This window comes from Dechloromonas agitata is5 (assembly GCF_000519045.1).
Lineage (GTDB): Bacteria > Pseudomonadota > Gammaproteobacteria > Burkholderiales > Rhodocyclaceae > Azonexus > Azonexus agitatus.
The window spans coordinates 165,570-181,415 of the sequence record NZ_KI912532.1 but is presented as its reverse complement, the minus strand read 5'-3'; the positions used below and the strand labels follow the sequence as shown (position 1 = coordinate 181,415).

Sequence of the window (15,846 nt, the reverse complement as noted above, 5' to 3'; positions counted from 1 at the left end):
CCGGGATTCATCGCATGGACCGTCTGATCTACACCGCGATGACCGGCGCCAAGCATGTCTTCATGCAGCAGGCCGGGACAGCGAACAATCTGGCCAACGCCAGCACCATCGGTTTCAAGGCGCAGGAGCATCGCTTCCGCGCCGTGCCGGTGATCGGCGAAGGTATGCCGACGCGGGCGTTCACGGTCGATGCCTCGGTCAGCGACGTGATGGACGAGGGGCCGCTGATGTTCACCGGCCGCAATCTGGACGTCGCGGTCAATGGGCGCGGCTGGATCGCCGTGCAGTTGCCGGACGGTAGCGAAGCCTACACCCGGGCCGGCAGCCTGGATGTCGATGTGACCGGCCTGTTGCAGACCAAGAGCGGCTACACCGTGGCCGGCGACGGCGGGCCGATCAACATCCCGCCCGACAATACCATCGAGATCGCCCCGGACGGCACGGTATCGGTGGTGCCGAATTTCGGGACGCCGAACAACGCCAATGCCATCGGCCGCATCAAGCTGGTCAATCCGCCGGAAGGTGATCTGGTGCGGGGGGCTGACGGCCTGTTCCGCCTGCGTAACGGCCAGCCGGCACCGGCCGACGAGCGCGTCCGGCTGACCTCCGGCACGCTCGAAGGCAGCAATGTCAATGTCACCGATTCGATGGTCAACCTGATCAGCCTCGCCCGCCAGTTCGAAATGCAGGTCAAGTTGCTGCAAACGGCGGATACCAACGCCCAGCGCGCCGACCAGTTGTTGTCCCTGAATGCCTGATAGGAAGAAATCATGATCCGTTCCCTGTGGATTGCCCGTACCGGCCTCGATGCGCAGCAGACGCAGCTCGACGTCATCTCGAACAACCTGGCCAACGTCAGCACCAACGGTTTCAAGCGTGGCCGGGCGGTATTCGAAGACCTGCTGTACCAGACCCTGCGTCAGCCGGGGGCGCAATCCTCGCAGCAGACGCAGATTCCGACTGGCCTGCAGCTGGGTACCGGTGTACGCCCGGTATCGACCGCCCGCATCTTCACCCAGGGCAACATCCAGAAGACGGACAGCACGCTGGATGTCGCCATCCAGGGCAACGGCTTCTTCCAGGTGCTGCTGCCCGACGGCACCATCGGTTACACCCGCGATGGTTCCTTCCAGAAGGATAACCAGGGCCAGATCGTGACGGCGGATGGTTACCCGGTGCAGCCCAACATCACCATCCCCAACAATGCGCTGACCGTCAGCATCGGCAGCGATGGCACCGTGTCGATCACTCAGCCCGGTACCGCCGCGACGACCCAGATCGGCAGTATTCAGCTCGCCACCTTCATCAATCCGGGCGGCTTGCAGAGCATTGGCCAGAATCTTTTCCTGGAAACCGCCGCGAGCGGCACGCCAACACCCAATACGCCGGGAACGAACGGGGCTGGCATCGTGAACCAGGGGTATGTCGAAACTTCCAACGTCAATGTGGCGGAGGAACTGGTCACCATGATCCAGACCCAGCGCGCCTACGAACTGAATTCCAAGGTGGTTTCCACCTCGGACGCCATGCTGGGGCGACTGACCCAATTGTGAGGTAAGACCATGAAACGCTTGTCCTGGCTCTTCCTGTTGGCGACGGCAGCCTGCTCGACGGTGCCACCGACCAACGTGCACCAGCCGATGACCATGCGTCCGGTGCCCCGTATGGAGGCCGGCAACCCGAACGGGGCCATCTTCCAGGTTGCCTCGGCCCGGCCCCTGTTCGAGGACAGGCGGGCCCGCTACGTCGGCGACACGATCACGGTCAAGATCACCGAAAGCACCTCGGCCTCGACCAAGTCCAACAACAAGGTGGACAAGTCGAATACCCAGAAGGCTTCGATCGGGGCCTCGGCCGGCATGTTCAGCCGGGTTATGCCGGGCGCGGCTGAGTTCTCGGCGGGGAGCTCCACCGCTTTCAGCGGCAAGGGCGAGGCGGCCAACAACAACGTCTTCACCGGCAACATGACGGTCACCGTGATCGACGTCCTGCCCAACGGCAACCTGCTGGTTTCCGGCGAAAAGCAGGTGGCGGTGGGGGATGAGCAGGAATTCGTGCGGATTTCCGGCGTCATCAATCCGAGCTTCGTCGATGCGACCAATACCGTCGAGTCGTCGAAAATCGCCGACGCCCGGATCGAATACAAGTCCTCGGGTCAGGTGGCCGAGGCGCAGACTATGGGGTGGTTGGCACGTTTCTTCCTTAATGTCTTGCCGTTCTAGTCAGCAAGACAGCGGAGGCAGCACATGAAGGAAAAAAGCGGCAAAGTATTCCGGCGAACGGCAATTCTGGCCGCCTGCCTGCTGCCGCTCTGGAGCCAGCCTGCCCTGGCCGAGCGCATCAAGGATCTGGCGACGATCCAGGGGGTCCGCAACAACCAGTTGCTCGGCTACGGCATCGTCGTCGGTCTCGACAATACCGGCGACCAGACGACGCAGACCCCGTTCACCACCCAGGCGATCGGCAACATGCTGTCGCAGATGGGCCTCAACCTGACGCCTGAACAATCCCAGAAGCTGCAGTTGAAAAACGTCGCTGCCGTGATGGTGACGGCGAGCCTGCCGGCTTATGCCCGTCCCGGCCAGCCGATCGACGTGACGGTTTCGTCGATGGGCAACGCCAAGAGCCTGCGCGGCGGCACGCTGTTGATGACGCAGATGAAGGGGGCCGACGGCCAGGTGTATGCGATGGCCCAGGGCAACGTGGTGGTTGGTGGCGCGGGGGCTTCGTCCGGTGGTTCGAAGGTGACGGTCAATCATCTCTCGGCCGGCCGCATTCCGGCGGGGGCGACAGTCGAGCGGGCTGTGCCGACGGCTGTCGGGCAGGGCGGCATGGTTTATTACGAATTGTCGTCGACCGATTTCGGAACGGCGCAAAAGGTGGTCGATGCCATCAATCTGGCTTCCCAGCCGGGAACCGCCCAGGCCATCGATGGCCGGCGCATCGCCGTGCGCGTGCCGGACGATGCTGACGCACGTGTCGCTTTCCTCGGCCGGGTCGATAACCTGGAGGTTCAGCCGGTGCTCGGTGCGGCCAAGGTGATCGTCAATTCCCGCAATGGCTCGGTGGTGATGAACCAGAAGGTGACCCTCGAGGCCTGCGCCGTGGCGCATGGCAACCTGTCGGTGGTGGTCGATGCGGCGCAGCCGCAATTCGGGCAGGGAGCCGATATCCAGGTCAAGCAGGACAATGGCAGCCTGATGAGCGTCAAGGCCGGGGCGAGCCTGGCCGAAGTGGTCAAGGCGCTGAATGCCTTGGGGGCCAACCCGATGGATCTGCTGGCCATCCTGCAGGCCATGAAGGCGGCCGGCGCCCTGCGCGCCGAACTCGAAGTCATCTGATCGCACGATGGCCAGCAACATCCAGAATCAGCCGAACCGGGCGGCGTTCGACGTCAGTTCCGTCCAGGATCTGCGCAACCGCTTCGCCAGCAACCCGCAGGAAGGCCTGAAGGCAGCCGCGCAGCAGTTCGAGGCCTTGTTCCTGCAGCAGGTCATGAAGAGCATGCGCGACACCGTGCCGCAGGACGGCTTGCTCAACAGCGACAGTTCCCGTTTTTATACCAGCCTGCTCGACCAGCAATTGGCCCAGAACCTGGCCTCCAGCGGCAAGGGCATCGGCTTTGCGCGCCTGATCGAACAGCAACTGGGCAAGAACCTCGGAGCCAGCCAGACGCTGGGCGAACCGGCGGCGGCAAATGCTGCCGCCGCCGGCAATGCCTTGCCCCTCGCCGCTTCGGACGGGCGGCATCTGCGCCCGGTGCCCGTTGCCTCGTCGATGCCAACGTCGGCCGCCTACCCGGCACCGGGGGCGCCGGCCAAATCGGCGACCAGCCCGGCGGTCGGAGAAGGCGATCTGCCGCCTTCCGGCAAGGAGTTCGTCGGTCGCGTCTGGCCGCACGCGGTCGAGGCGTCGCGTTCCACCGGCATTCCGCCGCAGTTCCTGGTTGCCCATGCCGCGCTGGAAAGCGGCTGGGGGCGCAGCGAGATTCGTCGTGGCGATGGCTCGACCAGCCACAACCTGTTCGGCATCAAGGCCGGCAAGGGCTGGAGCGGGCCTTCCGTCGAGGCGACGACCACCGAGTATGTCGATGGCCAGGCCCAGAGCACGGTCGAGCGGTTTCGGGCGTATGGCTCCTATGACGAGGCTTTTCGCGACTACGCCAGCCTGCTGCGCAATAACCCGCGCTATGGCGGGGTGATCGGCTCGCAAGATGGCGCGGAGTTTGCTAAAGGATTGCAGAGGGCAGGTTATGCCACCGATCCGGCCTACGCCGACAAGCTGAGCCGGATCATCAATGGCCCGACACTACGCCTGGCATTGCTCGGCTGAGGTCAAGAAAATCCCGTCCTTGCCGTTAATGAGGATCGGGAAGGAGAGAAACTATGGGAAGCGGTTTGATCAGTATCGCCATGACCGGCATCAATGCCGCTCAGGCCGGGTTGTTGACGACGAGCAACAACATTTCCAACCTCAGTACGGAAGGTTATACCCGGCAGCGCACCATCCAGGCTTCCAACCCGACCGTGATGACCGGTGCCGGTGGGATCGGCCAGGGCGTGCATGTGGTGACCGTTCAGCGCATGTTCAGCCAGGCCTTGACCACCCAGGTCCTGAACGCGCAAACCAATGTCAGCGCGCTCGATACCTACTACGCCCAGGTGTCGCAGATCGACAACATGCTGGCCGACAAGGAAGCGGGCCTGACACCGTTGATGCAGCAGTTTTTCGACGCCGCGCAGTCCGTGGCGGCCAATCCCTCGTCGATCTCGGCCCGCCAGTCCATGGTTTCGGCAGCCGATACGATGACGACCGGCTTTCGCAGCATCTACGAGCGTCTGACCGAGATCAATGATGGCGTCAATTCCCAGATCAGGAGCACGGTCGGTCAGATCAACACCTACACCGAGCAGATTGCCGACCTGAATGAGAGGATCATTTCGGCGGCCGCCCTCGGTGGTCAGCCGGCCAACGATCTGTATGACAAGCGCGACAAGCTGGTCGCCGATCTCAATGAACTGGTCAAGGTCACGGTGACCAGCAATGACAACGGCAGCTACAACGTCTTTGTGGGCAGTGGCCAGCAACTGGTGGTTGGCTCCCAGGTCACGAAGATGTCAGCCGAGCCGGCTTCGGCTGACATCTCGCGCACTGTTGTCGGGCTGCTCGGTCCCACCGGCAACGTTCAGGAGTTGCCCGAATCCCTCATCAATGGCGGCAAGCTGGGTGGCCTGCTCAGCTTCCGCCGCGAGGCGCTGGATACTTCGTTCAATCAGCTCGGCCTGATGGCGACGGCTTTCAGCCAGACCTTCAATGCGCAGCATGCCCAAGGCCAGGATTTGCTGGGTAACGTTAATGGCAACGCCAATTTTGTCAGCCAGTTCTTTTCGGTCGGGGCGCCCGAGGTCATCGCTAGTACGAACAACGCAACAGGCAGCCCGACGGTTTCCGTCACCCTGGATCCCGTTTCGAATAACGGCACGAATTATTACTCGAACCTGACGGCCAGTGATTACCAGCTGTCGTTTCAGTCCGGCACGCTGACCCTGACCCGCTTATCCGACAATGCTTCCTGGTCCGGTGCCAATGTGGCAGCCATCAACACCCAGCTTGCAGCAGACCCGCAGGGGTTTTCCCTTAATCCGGCGGCTGGTTTTTCCAATGGCGACAGCTATCTGATCCAGCCAACCCGCGATGCCGCCCGTGCCTTCACCCTGAACGAAAAGGTGGCGGCTGACCCCCGCTTGATCGCTGCTGGCTTGCCGGTGGCGCTTGGTACGGCTGGCAGTAGCAATACGGGAACGGGCAGGGTGTCCTCCGTTTCCTATGCTTCGCCTTACACCGTTGGCAGCACCGGCCTGACGCTGACCTACAATTCAGGAACCAATGAGCTCAGCGGCTTCCCGGCCACCGGGACCGTCGCCGTCAATGTCGGCGGCACGACGACGACCTATGCCATGCCAGCGCCCGTGCCCTACACCGCCGGTGCAACCCTCACCATCAATGGCGGGGGCTGGTCAGGGGTTTCCCTGGTTCTGAGCGGCGCGCCGGCGAACGGGGATACCTTCAGCCTGGCCAGAGGAAATGGCCCTGAAGACGGCCGCAACATCGTCAAGCTCGGCAACTTGCAGACGCAGGACACCATGCTGGGCGGCAAGGCAACGTATCAGGACAATTACGCGTCCTTCGTCAATGATGTCGGCAACAAGACTGCCTCGGCGGAAATTTCCTCCGTCGCCCAGACCAGCCTGCTCAACCAGGCGGTTGCCGCCCGCGAAGCGGTATCCGGCGTCAATAGCGATGAAGAGGCGGCGAAACTGATCGAATACCAGCAGGCCTACCAGGCATCCGCCAAGGTGCTCCAGGTTGCCTCGACACTGTTCGACACCTTGTTGTCGATCGGTCGCTAACTTCGGGAGAAACCCATGAGCATGCGCATCAGCACCATGCAGATTTATAACGGCGGTACCGCCGGTATCCAGAAACTGCAAAGCGATCTCTACTCCGCACAAAACCAGGTCAGCACCGGGCGGCGTATCGTCACGCCGAAGGACGATCCGATCGGTGCGGCACAAGCCCTGATGGTTACCCAGGCGGGGGCGGTCAACGAGTTGTACCTGAAAAACCTGGGAACGGCAGACAGCAAGCTGTCGGCTCTCGACAGCACGCTGCAGGGTATCAACGACGAATTGGTCGGCATATACGAAAAATCGATCGCCGCAGGCAATGGCGCTTATTCCGATTCGGACCGGAAGGCGATTGCCGCCGAACTGACCGAGCGCCTCGACAGCCTGATCAGCCTGGCCAATACCCAGGATGGCAACGGGCGTTATGTCTTTGCCGGTTTCCAGTCGACGACCAAGCCTTTCAGCGGTTCGCCGGTCGTGTACGCCGGTGACGACGGGCAACAGAAGTTGCAGGTGACGGCCAGCCAGTACGTGACGACCAATCTGAGCGGCAATGATGTCTTCATGAACGTCGTTGATGCGAATGGTGTGTCCACCGGGCAGTCCATGTTCCAGTCCGTGCAGGACATGATCACCTTCCTCAACACGCCGGGCGGCTCGGCTGGAAGTCCTGCCTACACCACTGCACTGAGCAATATCAGCGCCTCGATTGACAATGTCCTGCGCAACCAGGCCACCGTCGGCGCCCGCCAGTCTTCGCTGGAGAGCATGACCAATACGGCCGAGGACCGCGTGGTGCAATACGCTCAGCAACTGTCGGACATCGAGGATCTCGATTACGCCAAGGCGATCACCGAGATTTCCCAGAAAAAGCTGCAATTGGATGCGACGCAGGCCACGTTTGCCAAGACGGCACAGCTTTCCCTGTTCGATTACATATGAAAGGGCGTCTGACGGCCATCGCCCTCCTGCTGGGGGGCGTTATGCTCACCGGTTGTAGCTCGACGAGCGGGGGGAGTTCTCCGCTGATTCCCGACAAGGCCATTCAACTGACGGCGGGAACCTCGATTTCCCTGTCGACGCTGGCTTCCGCTGCCATGCTCGGGGCCGCGGTCTATGTCATCTATGACCCGTTGGCCCCGAACTGGGAAATCGAAGAAACCCGCCTCAATGATTCGACCTTCCGGTTCGCGATGAAAATGAAGCGTTATCACACGGGGGGCGCCGGCGAGTCGATCCAGATCCTCAAGCGGCGGGCCAGCCAGTTGCAGTACGAGCAGGGGTTCGGCAGCTATCAGATTCTCGAATACAGCGAAGGTATTGATTCCCAGACGATTGGCGCCCGCCGGGTCGCCGAGGGGGTGGTCAGGCTGGTTCGGCCACAGCAGGCCGACTCCTTCCTGCTCAACTGACTCAGGGTTTGGCTGGGGCGACGTAGCCCAGCATCGCTTCCAGGCCGACTTCGAAAATGCCCTGGATCGGCGTCGCCATGTAATTCAGGCTGATCGCTAGGGCGAAGAAACCACCGAGCAAGGTCAGCGGAAAACCCAGCGCGAACAGGTTGAGTTGCGGCGCAGCGCGCGTCAGCACGGCGAGCGCCACGTTGGTGATCATCAGCGCGGCCATCACCGGCAAGGAGAGCAGTAGCCCCGCCGAGAACATGCGGCTGCCCAGTTCGGCGAGGTTCAGCCAGGAGCCGGCCGCGATCGGTGTGGCACTGACCGGAATGGCCGAAAAGCTTTGCGCCAGCGTCGCCAGATACAGCAGGTGGCCGTTCATCGACAGAAAGAGCAGCAGTGCCAGCAGGTTGATGAATTCGGCAATGACCGGCGTCTGGGCCGAACTCAGCGGATCGTAGAAGGTGGCGAAGCCGAGGCCCATCTGGGTGCCGATGAATTCACCCGCCACGTTGAAAGCAGCAAAGACGATCTTGACGGCGAAGCCCATGCCGATGCCGATCAGCATTTGCTGGGCCATTATCCACAGGCCGGTGAGCGATGCCGGTTGAACAACCGGCATCGGCGGCAGGCTGGGCGTCAGGGCGACGGCGATGGCCAGGCCGAGGATCAGCCGGGTACGGGCCGGGACGCCGTTACTGCTCCACAGTGGCGCGGTCGCAATGAAGCCGAGGATACGGGTCAGCGGATAGATAAAGGCCACGATCCAGGCATCGATCTGGGCCGATCCGATGCTGATCATGCCGCTACCCGATCAATTGCGGAATGCTGCCGAACAGACGCTGGATGTAGTCGATCAGGTACTGCAGCATCCACGGACCGGCGAGCAACAGGACCACAAACATGGCGACCAGCTTGGGGACGAATTGCAGTGTTGACTCGTTCAACTGTGTCGCAGCTTGGAAAATGCTGATGATCAGGCCGACGACGAGGGCCGTGACGAGCATCGGTGCAGCGATCAGCAAGGTCACCTCGATGGCCTGGTGGCCGATTTCCATCACAATGCCCGGCGTCATGGCGAGAAACTCTGTATCAGGGAGCCGATGACCAGATGCCAGCCATCGACCAGCACGAAGAGCATTAGTTTGAAGGGCAGGGCGACCATGACGGGAGACATCATCATCATACCCATCGACATCAGCATGCTGGCCACCACCATGTCGATGACCAGGAAGGGGATGAAGATGATGAAGCCGATTTGGAAGGCGGTTTTCAACTCGCTGATCACAAAGGCCGGGACCAGGATGCGCAAGGGGGTTTCTTCCGGCTTCTCGATGCGCTCGATCTTGGCGATGCCGGCAAAGAGCGCCAGGTCCGATTCCCGCGTCTGCTTGAGCATGAAGCCGCGCATCGGGATGGCAGCCCGTTCGGCGGCCTCCATGACGTTGATCTTGTTCTCCGCCAGCGGCAGGTAGGCCTCGGTGTAGACCCGGTCGAGCACCGGGCTCATCACGAAGAAGGTGAGGAACAGTGTCAGGCCGACCAGCACCTGATTGGGGGGGGTGGTCTGGGTTCCCAGTGCCTGGCGGAGCAGCGACATGACGATGATGATGCGCGTGAACCCGGTCATCATCAGCACGATGGCCGGGATGAAGGTCAGCGCCGTCATCAGCAACAGCGTCTGGATCGTCAGCGAGTAGGTCGTGCCGCCACCGGCGGCCGGCGTGCTGGTGATGGCTGGCAGGCCGCCTGTCGCCTGGGCGAAGGCCAGGCCAGCCGGCAGCAGCAGGGCCAGCGTGGTGATCGATCGCTTAATCATGGCTCGGCCGTTGCGTCACGCTCTGCAGCCACTGGGCGAAGGGCTTGTCGCTGCCGGTCGGCAGGGCGCCATCCGGCAGCTTGCCCTTTGCCAGCCGATGCAGGGTACGGATTTGCCCGGGAACGATGCCGACGACCAGCCAGTCGTCGCCGACTTCGACCAGTACGATGCGTTCCCGCGGGCCGAGCGCGACACCGCCGATCACCTTCAGGCCCCCCTGGCCAAATCCCTTGCCGCCCGAAACCTTGCGGGCCAGCCATGCGGTGGCGCCGAGCAGTCCGACGATCAGGGCCAACGCCAGGCCAGCCTGCACGTAAGTGCCAGCCGAGACGCCGGCCGGCGCAGCTTCGCTGGCTTGCGCGGCGATCGGGAACAACAGGAAAAGCGCTGAAAATATGCGTGACAAGGCGGGTTTCGCGGGCGGCTATCGTTAGCCCGCTATCTTAATCGAAACTCCGCAGGGCGTTTAGCGATTGATTTTTCGCATCCGCTCGGATGGTGTGATGATATCGGTCAGGCGAATGCCGAATTTGTCGTTGACCACGACGACCTCGCCCTGCGCGATCAGCGTGCCGTTGACCATGACATCCATCGGCTCGCCGGCCATGGCATCGAGTTCGACGACCGAGCCGTGGGCCAGTTGCAGCAGGTTCTTGATCGTGATCTTGGTACGGCCAAGTTCGACGGTGATCTGGACGGGAATGTCCAGGATCATGTCGAGTTCGTTCATCATGCCGGCAGCGCCGCCGGTGCCGCCGAAAGAGGGGAAGATATTTGCCGGCTGAGCGTCGACCGCTGCCGCCGGCGCATCGGTAATGGCCTGTTCCGCCATCGCGGCCGCCCAGTCGTCCTCGCTGATTTGGCCGTCGTCCTCGCTCAGGTTTTCGATATTGTCCATTTCGTCAGCCATTTTTTTCTCCTGTCGCCGGTTCCACTTGCGGAGCTTCCGGCGGGTTTGCGACGAATCGCTCCACCTTCAATGCGTATTGTCCGTTCTGCTGGCCGTAGGTGCACTCCATCAGCGGAACGCCATCGACCAGGGCTTCGATCTTTTCCGGGATGTTCAGCGGAATGACATCACCGACCTTCAGCTTGAGAATCTGGCCCAGGGAAATCCTGCCTGAGCCCAGTTGCGCCACGATTTCCACCTCGGCCCCCTGCAATTGCTTGCGCAACGTGCCGATCCATCGCTTGTCCGAAGAAAGCTGATCGCTCTGCATCGTGCTGTAGAGCAGGTCGCGGATCGGCTCCAGCATCGAATACGGGAAGCAGATGTGCATATCCGCCGTCGCGCCGCCGAACTCCAGCGTGAAGGTCGTCGATACGACGATCTCGGATGGCGTGGCAATGTTGGCGAACTGCGAGTTCATCTCGGAGCGGATGTAAGTGAACTCGATCTCGTAAACCGGTTTCCAGGATTTGCTGTATTCCGTGAACACGACATTGAGCAGCCCCTGGATGATGCGCTGCTCGGTTGGCGTGAAATCGCGCCCCTCGACCCGGGTATGGAAACGCCCGTCGCCACCGAACATGTTGTCCACGACCAGAAAGACCAGGTTCGGGTCGAAGATGAACAGCGCGGTACCGCGCAAGGGCTTGGCGATGACCAGGTTCAGGTTGGTCGGCACGACCAGGTTGCGGATGAATTCGCTGTACTTTTGCACGCGGATCGGCCCGACCGAGATTTCGGCGTTCCGGTGCATGTAGTTGAACAGTCCAATGCGCAGGTAACGAGCAAAACGCTCGTTAACCAACTCCAGTGTTGGCATCCGGCCACGAACGATCCGCTCCTGGGTGCCGATGTTGTAGGCGCGAACCCCCCCACCGTCACCCTCGCTTGTCTCGGGTTCGTCGGTTTCACCGGTGACGCCCTTGAGTAGGGCGTCTACCTCGTCCTGGGAGAGAAAGTCGCCGGCCATGGCTCCTTACTGGATGATGAAGGAGGTGAACAGAACCGATTTGACCGGGCCTTCGGGCATCACCAGTTCTCCCTTCTTGTTCTTCTTGGGCGGTTCGATGACGCTGTTGATCTCGTCCCGCAGCGATTCGGCCAACTGTTCCTTGCCCTCCTTGGGCATCAGTTCCGATGCCTTCTTGGATGACAGCAGCAAGGTGATGTTGTTGCGAATCTTCGGCATGACGGCCTTGAGAGCGGGTTCTTCCACGATGTCTTCAAGCTCCAGTGAAAGCGCCACCTGCAGGTATTGGTCACCGGTTTCCGGCACCAGGTTGACGGTGAACGGATCCAGGTTGATGAAGGCCGGTAAGGCATGGGCGTCCTTCTTCTTTTCCTTCTTCTTGGGCTTGGCAGTTTCCTCGGCGACTTCCTCGTCGCCCTCCTCATGGTCGCTCTTCTTGAGCAGCATGAAAGCAGCTCCTCCCCCGCCGAGAACGAGTAGCAGGACGACGGCCAGGATGATGATCAACAGTTTCTTGTTTTTCTTGGGGGCGGTTTCCGCCCCGTCGTCCGCCGGCTTGGCATCCTTGGCCATGTTCCCTCCTGTCTGGTTATTCCTTAAGCGTCAGGCGAACAGGTCTACCAGGCCCCGGCCATGGTGCAGAGGCGTTGCGGTACCTGCGACTGGCGCATTGTCATTGGCCGGGAGTATAGCGTTTTCGAGGGTCGATTGGGCTCTGTTCGGGGGCTGGAAGGCATTGTTCTGGTTTTGCTGGGCCAGATTCGCTCCCACGTTGGCGTCACCCAATGCGATACCAGTGGCTGACAGCATGTCACGCAGCTGCGGTAGCGAACTTTCGATGGCTTGGCGGACTTCGGCGTGCGGCGAGGCAAATACGGCAGTTGCCTGATCGCCGCTCAGGTTCAAGGTGATCTGCAGCGGACCGAGCTGCGGTGGATTCAGGTTGATCTGGGCGGTTTGCTGGTCGTTCTTTACCATCCAGACCAGCTTTTCACCAAACTGCTGCGGCCATGCCTGACTGTGCAGCGGTGCGGCGATACTCGCCGGCTGGCTGGTGGGCGATTCGCGTGTCTGCTGGGCGGCGCTCAGATTTACCTGGAAGGGTGATGCCGGGGGCACCTGCTCGCCGGGGGCGGCAATATTTGCCGCGTCGGCACGCTGGGCCCGGTCAGTTGCGCCAGACAGCCCTGCGCTTGGCCGTTCGTCTAGGGCAGTCAGCGAGGCCGCAAGCGGTGTGTCGCGCTGGGTATCGCCCCGGCGATCGTTGCCCAGTTGCGGGCTGGACAAACCGGCATCCGGGGTGAGGGCGTCGTTGGCAGATGGCTGTTCCTGGCCGATCGTCGGGCGTGTCGAAATGGTGGGCTGGACCTGGGGATTGCCGAGCAGGGCGACCAGTGCCGCCGGATCGATCGGGTTCGTCGCCGGGTCTGTCATCAGGGCTTCGCCGCTACCCCTCTCCTCCCCATCCAGCCCTGCTTTGCCGGGTAGGCCCGGTGAGCTTGCTGCCGGTGCGAGCAGGCTAGCCAGCGTCTGGCCGGAAAGCAGCGCCGCAAAACTGCCGGGCAGGGCGCCGGTTGCTTCACTCGTCAGGTTGGCTGACGTCGTGTTAACGGGGGGGGCAATAGCGGAAATGACACTCAGGCCCATGGCCTTCTCCCTGGAATGGATATCTCAGGGGTTGGTAAGCAATGTGCGTGCCCGATGCGGCGCGGGAGTCCGCCTAATCGTCGCTGCCGTCGGAAGGGGCGGGGGGGCCGAACTTGCGGGTGGTGAACTCGTCCTGCAGCTTCTGCTCCTGACGGTTTTCACGATAGCGCTGGCGGGCGTCGTGGCGTTGCGACAGGGTATCGATCGCCTTGAGCTGGCGGTTCTGGGCCTTCCACTGCTCCTGTCCGGCCTTGGTGCTGAGTTCGGAGTTCTGGACGACGATCCGTTGCTGCTCGATGGCTTCGTCGATACGGGCGAGGAATTCCTGGTAGTTCAGCATGACCAGCCGCGTGATGCCTTGGGCGATACTGTCCCGTAGGCGCTGGGCGTATTCCTCGCGGTATTGCTCGAGCATCTGCAGCCGGCTGCGCTGGCTTTGCTCCGCTGCGATCAGTTTGCCGAGCGTCCGCGTCGCCTCATCGGTGCGCGTCTGCATCAGTTCGAGCAGGGGTTGCAGGGAGAAGGGTTGGGCCATGGACGATTAGAGCAGGTTGCGAAGGGCGTCGAGACTGTTGGGGAAATCGGATTGCTCGACCAGTTGTTGTTGCAGGAAGGCTTCCATGCGCGGATAGAGGGCGATGGCCTGGTCGAGTACCGGGTCCGAGCCGGGGGCATAGGCGCCGACCGAGATCAGGTCGCGCGAGCGCTGGTAGCGGGCGAACAGGACCTTGAACTTGCGGATCTGGTCGAGATGCTCCGCGTCGATCAGGTTGACCATGGCCCGGCTGATCGACTGTTCGATGTCGATAGCCGGGTAATGACCGGCATCGGCCAGCGTGCGGGAGAGCACAATATGGCCGTCGAGGATGGCGCGTGCCGAATCGGCGATCGGATCCTGCTGGTCGTCGCCCTCGGCCAGCACGGTGTAGAAGGCCGTGATCGAGCCGCCCCCTTCGGGACCGTTGCCGGCGCGTTCGACCAGTTGCGGCAGGCGGGCGAAGACGGAGGGCGGGTAGCCCCGAGTCGCCGGGGGTTCGCCGATGGCCAGGGCGATCTCGCGTTGTGCCATGGCATAGCGGGTGAGCGAATCCATGATGAGCAGCACCTGCTTGCCCTGGTCGCGGAAATATTCGGCGATGGTCGTCGCGTAGGCGGCGCCCTGCAGGCGCATCAGGGGTCCGGTATCGGCCGGCGCGGCGACGACGACGGAGCGGCGCATGCCTTCGTCGCCCAGGATGTGCTCGATGAATTCCTTGACCTCGCGGCCGCGTTCGCCGATCAGGCCGACGACGATGACCTCGGCCTCGGTGTAGCGGGCCATCATGCCGAGCAGGACCGACTTGCCGACGCCCGAGCCGGCGAACAAGCCCATGCGCTGGCCGCGGCCGACGGTGAGCAGGGCATTGATGGCGCGGATGCCGACGTCGAGCGGCTGCTCGATGGCTGCCCGCATCATCGGGTTGAAGGGCCGGCTCTGCAGCGAGCGGGTGGCATCGACGGCCAGCGCGCCCTTGTTGTCGAGCGGCCGCCCGACGCCGTCAACGACACGCCCCAGCAATTGATCGCCGACCGGCACCTGTTTCGCCTTGTCGATAGCCCGGCGCCGCTTGAAATAGGGCGCGTCGACCCGTAAGGGCGTGGCCGGGAGATCGACGGCTTCAACCCGGGCACCCGGTGCCAGACCAAAGACATCATCGGAAGGCATCAGGTAGATCTTCTCGCCGGCAAAGCCGACGACTTCCGCCTCGACCGGTGTACCACTGCCGGGAATGATGCTGCAGGTGCTGCCCAGCGGCAGCTTCAGGCCGGAGGCCTCCATGACCAGGCCGTTGATGCGGGTCAGCCGGCCGCTCGGCCAGAGCGGTTGTGCCTGGCTGACCGCCGTCTGGCAGTTGGCCAGGTAACGTTGCCAGCGACCGATATGGTCGGAAGGGGTTACGGGTTCGGCAGCCATTCCTTGGCTTTAATGCCGATCGCTTCCAGCACGCGACGCCAGCGGACGCCCATGCTGGCATCGATCTCGCTGCTGCCGGCTTTGATCACACAGCCGCCTTCGGCAATGTTGCTGTCAGCCACGATGTGGGCTCCGGTGTGCGTCAGCTGTTCCTTGAGCAGCGGGGTGAGGGCTGTGGCATCGGCCGGATTGAGGTAGAGCGAAATGGTGCCGTGGTGTAGCGGCAGCTCGTTGATGGCTTCACGGATGAGCGGCAACAACAGTTCCCGATCGATTTTCAGGCTGGTTCGCAGAATCTGCGCTGCGACCTCAAGCGACAGGTCGAGCAGTTGGTCGGCGACATGCTGATCGAGTTGGGTGAGCGAAGTCTGCAGGTTGCCGATGAGGTTCGTCAAATGGGCGACTTGTTCGTCCATTTTTGCCTGCAACTCGGCTTCACCGGCGGCCCGGCCTTCCTCATAACCCCGCTGGTAACCCTCGCTGCGCGCTTCCTCGTTGATCCGGGCCAGATCGTCAGCGGTGGGAAAGGGGATACTCGCGACGGTCTCGATCGCTTCCTCCGGCTCGGCTGGCTGGCTGGTGGGGGGGGGCGGGGCCGGCTCGCTGGCCGGCCGGGCGGGGGCAACGGCTGGCTTGTCGAAAGAGCCGATCTGCCAGCGCTGATAACCTGCGAGTTTCTCCTTGGGGATGACGCCGGACATGG

The 15,846-nt window shown here is 62.3% G+C and carries 19 protein-coding genes; 8 read left to right on the top strand and 11 right to left on the bottom strand.

Translation table 11 applies throughout. The features are described from left to right. Positions 1-14: 14 nt before the first annotated feature. From K420_RS0100925 to K420_RS17785, 8 genes are read left to right on the top strand one after another with little or no spacing between them, the layout of a single operon-like run. Positions 15-758 carry a flagellar basal body rod protein FlgF gene (locus K420_RS0100925; RefSeq protein ID WP_027456390.1) on the top strand — a complete coding sequence of 248 codons (744 nt, stop codon included), beginning with the start codon at positions 15-17 and terminating at the stop codon, positions 756-758. A 12-nt stretch (positions 759-770) separates the two neighbouring features. Further along, the gene (gene flgG, locus K420_RS0100920) at positions 771-1,553 is read left to right on the top strand and encodes a flagellar basal-body rod protein FlgG (RefSeq protein WP_027456389.1); all 783 of its coding nucleotides are present in this window, start codon (positions 771-773) and stop codon (positions 1,551-1,553) included. A 9-nt stretch (positions 1,554-1,562) separates the two neighbouring features. Next, positions 1,563-2,222 carry a flagellar basal body L-ring protein FlgH gene (locus K420_RS0100915; protein ID WP_027456388.1) on the top strand — a complete coding sequence of 220 codons (660 nt, stop codon included), beginning with the start codon at positions 1,563-1,565 and terminating at the stop codon, positions 2,220-2,222. A gap of 24 nt (positions 2,223-2,246) precedes the next feature. Next, positions 2,247-3,341 carry a flagellar basal body P-ring protein FlgI gene (locus K420_RS0100910; protein WP_027456387.1) on the top strand — a complete coding sequence of 365 codons (1,095 nt, stop codon included), beginning with the start codon at positions 2,247-2,249 and terminating at the stop codon, positions 3,339-3,341. A 7-nt stretch (positions 3,342-3,348) separates the two neighbouring features. Next, positions 3,349-4,332 (top strand): flagellar assembly peptidoglycan hydrolase FlgJ, encoded by a 984-nt coding sequence (gene flgJ, locus K420_RS0100905; protein WP_027456386.1) that lies wholly within the window; start codon positions 3,349-3,351, stop codon positions 4,330-4,332. A gap of 53 nt (positions 4,333-4,385) precedes the next feature. Continuing rightward, positions 4,386-6,410 carry a flagellar hook-associated protein FlgK gene (flgK, locus tag K420_RS0100900; RefSeq protein ID WP_027456385.1) on the top strand — a complete coding sequence of 675 codons (2,025 nt, stop codon included), beginning with the start codon at positions 4,386-4,388 and terminating at the stop codon, positions 6,408-6,410. A gap of 15 nt (positions 6,411-6,425) precedes the next feature. Then, positions 6,426-7,349 (top strand): flagellar hook-associated protein FlgL, encoded by a 924-nt coding sequence (flgL, locus tag K420_RS0100895; protein ID WP_051452897.1) that lies wholly within the window; start codon positions 6,426-6,428, stop codon positions 7,347-7,349. Then, positions 7,346-7,819: a hypothetical protein gene (locus tag K420_RS17785; protein ID WP_035854349.1), complete on the top strand. Its 474-nt coding sequence runs from the start codon at positions 7,346-7,348 to the stop codon at positions 7,817-7,819. Before flgL ends, K420_RS17785 begins: the two co-directional genes overlap by 4 nt. A gap of 1 nt (position 7,820) precedes the next feature. On the opposite strand, the gene fliR is transcribed toward K420_RS17785, so the two are convergent. The 11 genes from fliR to K420_RS0100835 all read right to left on the bottom strand — a co-directional run bounded on the left by fliR (position 7,821) and on the right by K420_RS0100835 (position 15,844). Beyond that, positions 7,821-8,606: a flagellar biosynthetic protein FliR gene (gene fliR / locus K420_RS0100885; protein ID WP_027456383.1), complete on the bottom strand. Its 786-nt coding sequence runs from the start codon at positions 8,604-8,606 to the stop codon at positions 7,821-7,823. Positions 8,607-8,610: 4 nt separating this feature from the next. Then, on the bottom strand, positions 8,611-8,880 hold the full coding sequence (fliQ, locus tag K420_RS0100880; RefSeq protein ID WP_027456382.1) for a flagellar biosynthesis protein FliQ: 270 nt from the start codon (positions 8,878-8,880) through the stop codon (positions 8,611-8,613). Then, a complete protein-coding gene (fliP, locus tag K420_RS0100875) occupies positions 8,877-9,623 on the bottom strand; it encodes a flagellar type III secretion system pore protein FliP (protein ID WP_027456381.1) in 747 nt (248 codons plus the stop codon). Before fliP ends, fliQ begins: the two co-directional genes overlap by 4 nt. Continuing rightward, positions 9,616-10,029: a flagellar biosynthetic protein FliO gene (fliO, locus tag K420_RS17780; RefSeq protein WP_088177822.1), complete on the bottom strand. Its 414-nt coding sequence runs from the start codon at positions 10,027-10,029 to the stop codon at positions 9,616-9,618. The genes fliP and fliO overlap by 8 nt, the downstream gene beginning before the upstream one ends. A 60-nt stretch (positions 10,030-10,089) precedes the next feature. Beyond that, positions 10,090-10,533 (bottom strand): flagellar motor switch protein FliN, encoded by a 444-nt coding sequence (gene fliN, locus K420_RS0100865; protein ID WP_027456380.1) that lies wholly within the window; start codon positions 10,531-10,533, stop codon positions 10,090-10,092. Further along, positions 10,526-11,542, bottom strand: a complete 1,017-nt coding sequence (fliM, locus tag K420_RS0100860; RefSeq protein ID WP_027456379.1) for a flagellar motor switch protein FliM — start codon at positions 11,540-11,542, stop codon at positions 10,526-10,528. The genes fliN and fliM overlap by 8 nt, the downstream gene beginning before the upstream one ends. A gap of 6 nt (positions 11,543-11,548) precedes the next feature. After that, positions 11,549-12,115 (bottom strand): flagellar basal body-associated FliL family protein, encoded by a 567-nt coding sequence (locus tag K420_RS0100855; RefSeq protein WP_027456378.1) that lies wholly within the window; start codon positions 12,113-12,115, stop codon positions 11,549-11,551. A 30-nt stretch (positions 12,116-12,145) separates the two neighbouring features. Beyond that, complete coding sequence (locus tag K420_RS19505) at positions 12,146-13,189, bottom strand: flagellar hook-length control protein FliK (protein WP_027456377.1); 1,044 nt, start codon at positions 13,187-13,189, stop codon at positions 12,146-12,148. Between the two features lie 73 nt (positions 13,190-13,262). Then, complete coding sequence (gene fliJ, locus K420_RS0100845) at positions 13,263-13,724, bottom strand: flagellar export protein FliJ (protein ID WP_027456376.1); 462 nt, start codon at positions 13,722-13,724, stop codon at positions 13,263-13,265. A gap of 6 nt (positions 13,725-13,730) precedes the next feature. After that, positions 13,731-15,143 (bottom strand): flagellar protein export ATPase FliI, encoded by a 1,413-nt coding sequence (fliI, locus tag K420_RS0100840; protein WP_051452896.1) that lies wholly within the window; start codon positions 15,141-15,143, stop codon positions 13,731-13,733. Then, a complete protein-coding gene (locus K420_RS0100835; protein WP_027456374.1) occupies positions 15,125-15,844 on the bottom strand; it encodes a flagellar assembly protein FliH in 720 nt (239 codons plus the stop codon). The genes fliI and K420_RS0100835 overlap by 19 nt, the downstream gene beginning before the upstream one ends. Positions 15,845-15,846: the final 2 nt, after the last annotated feature.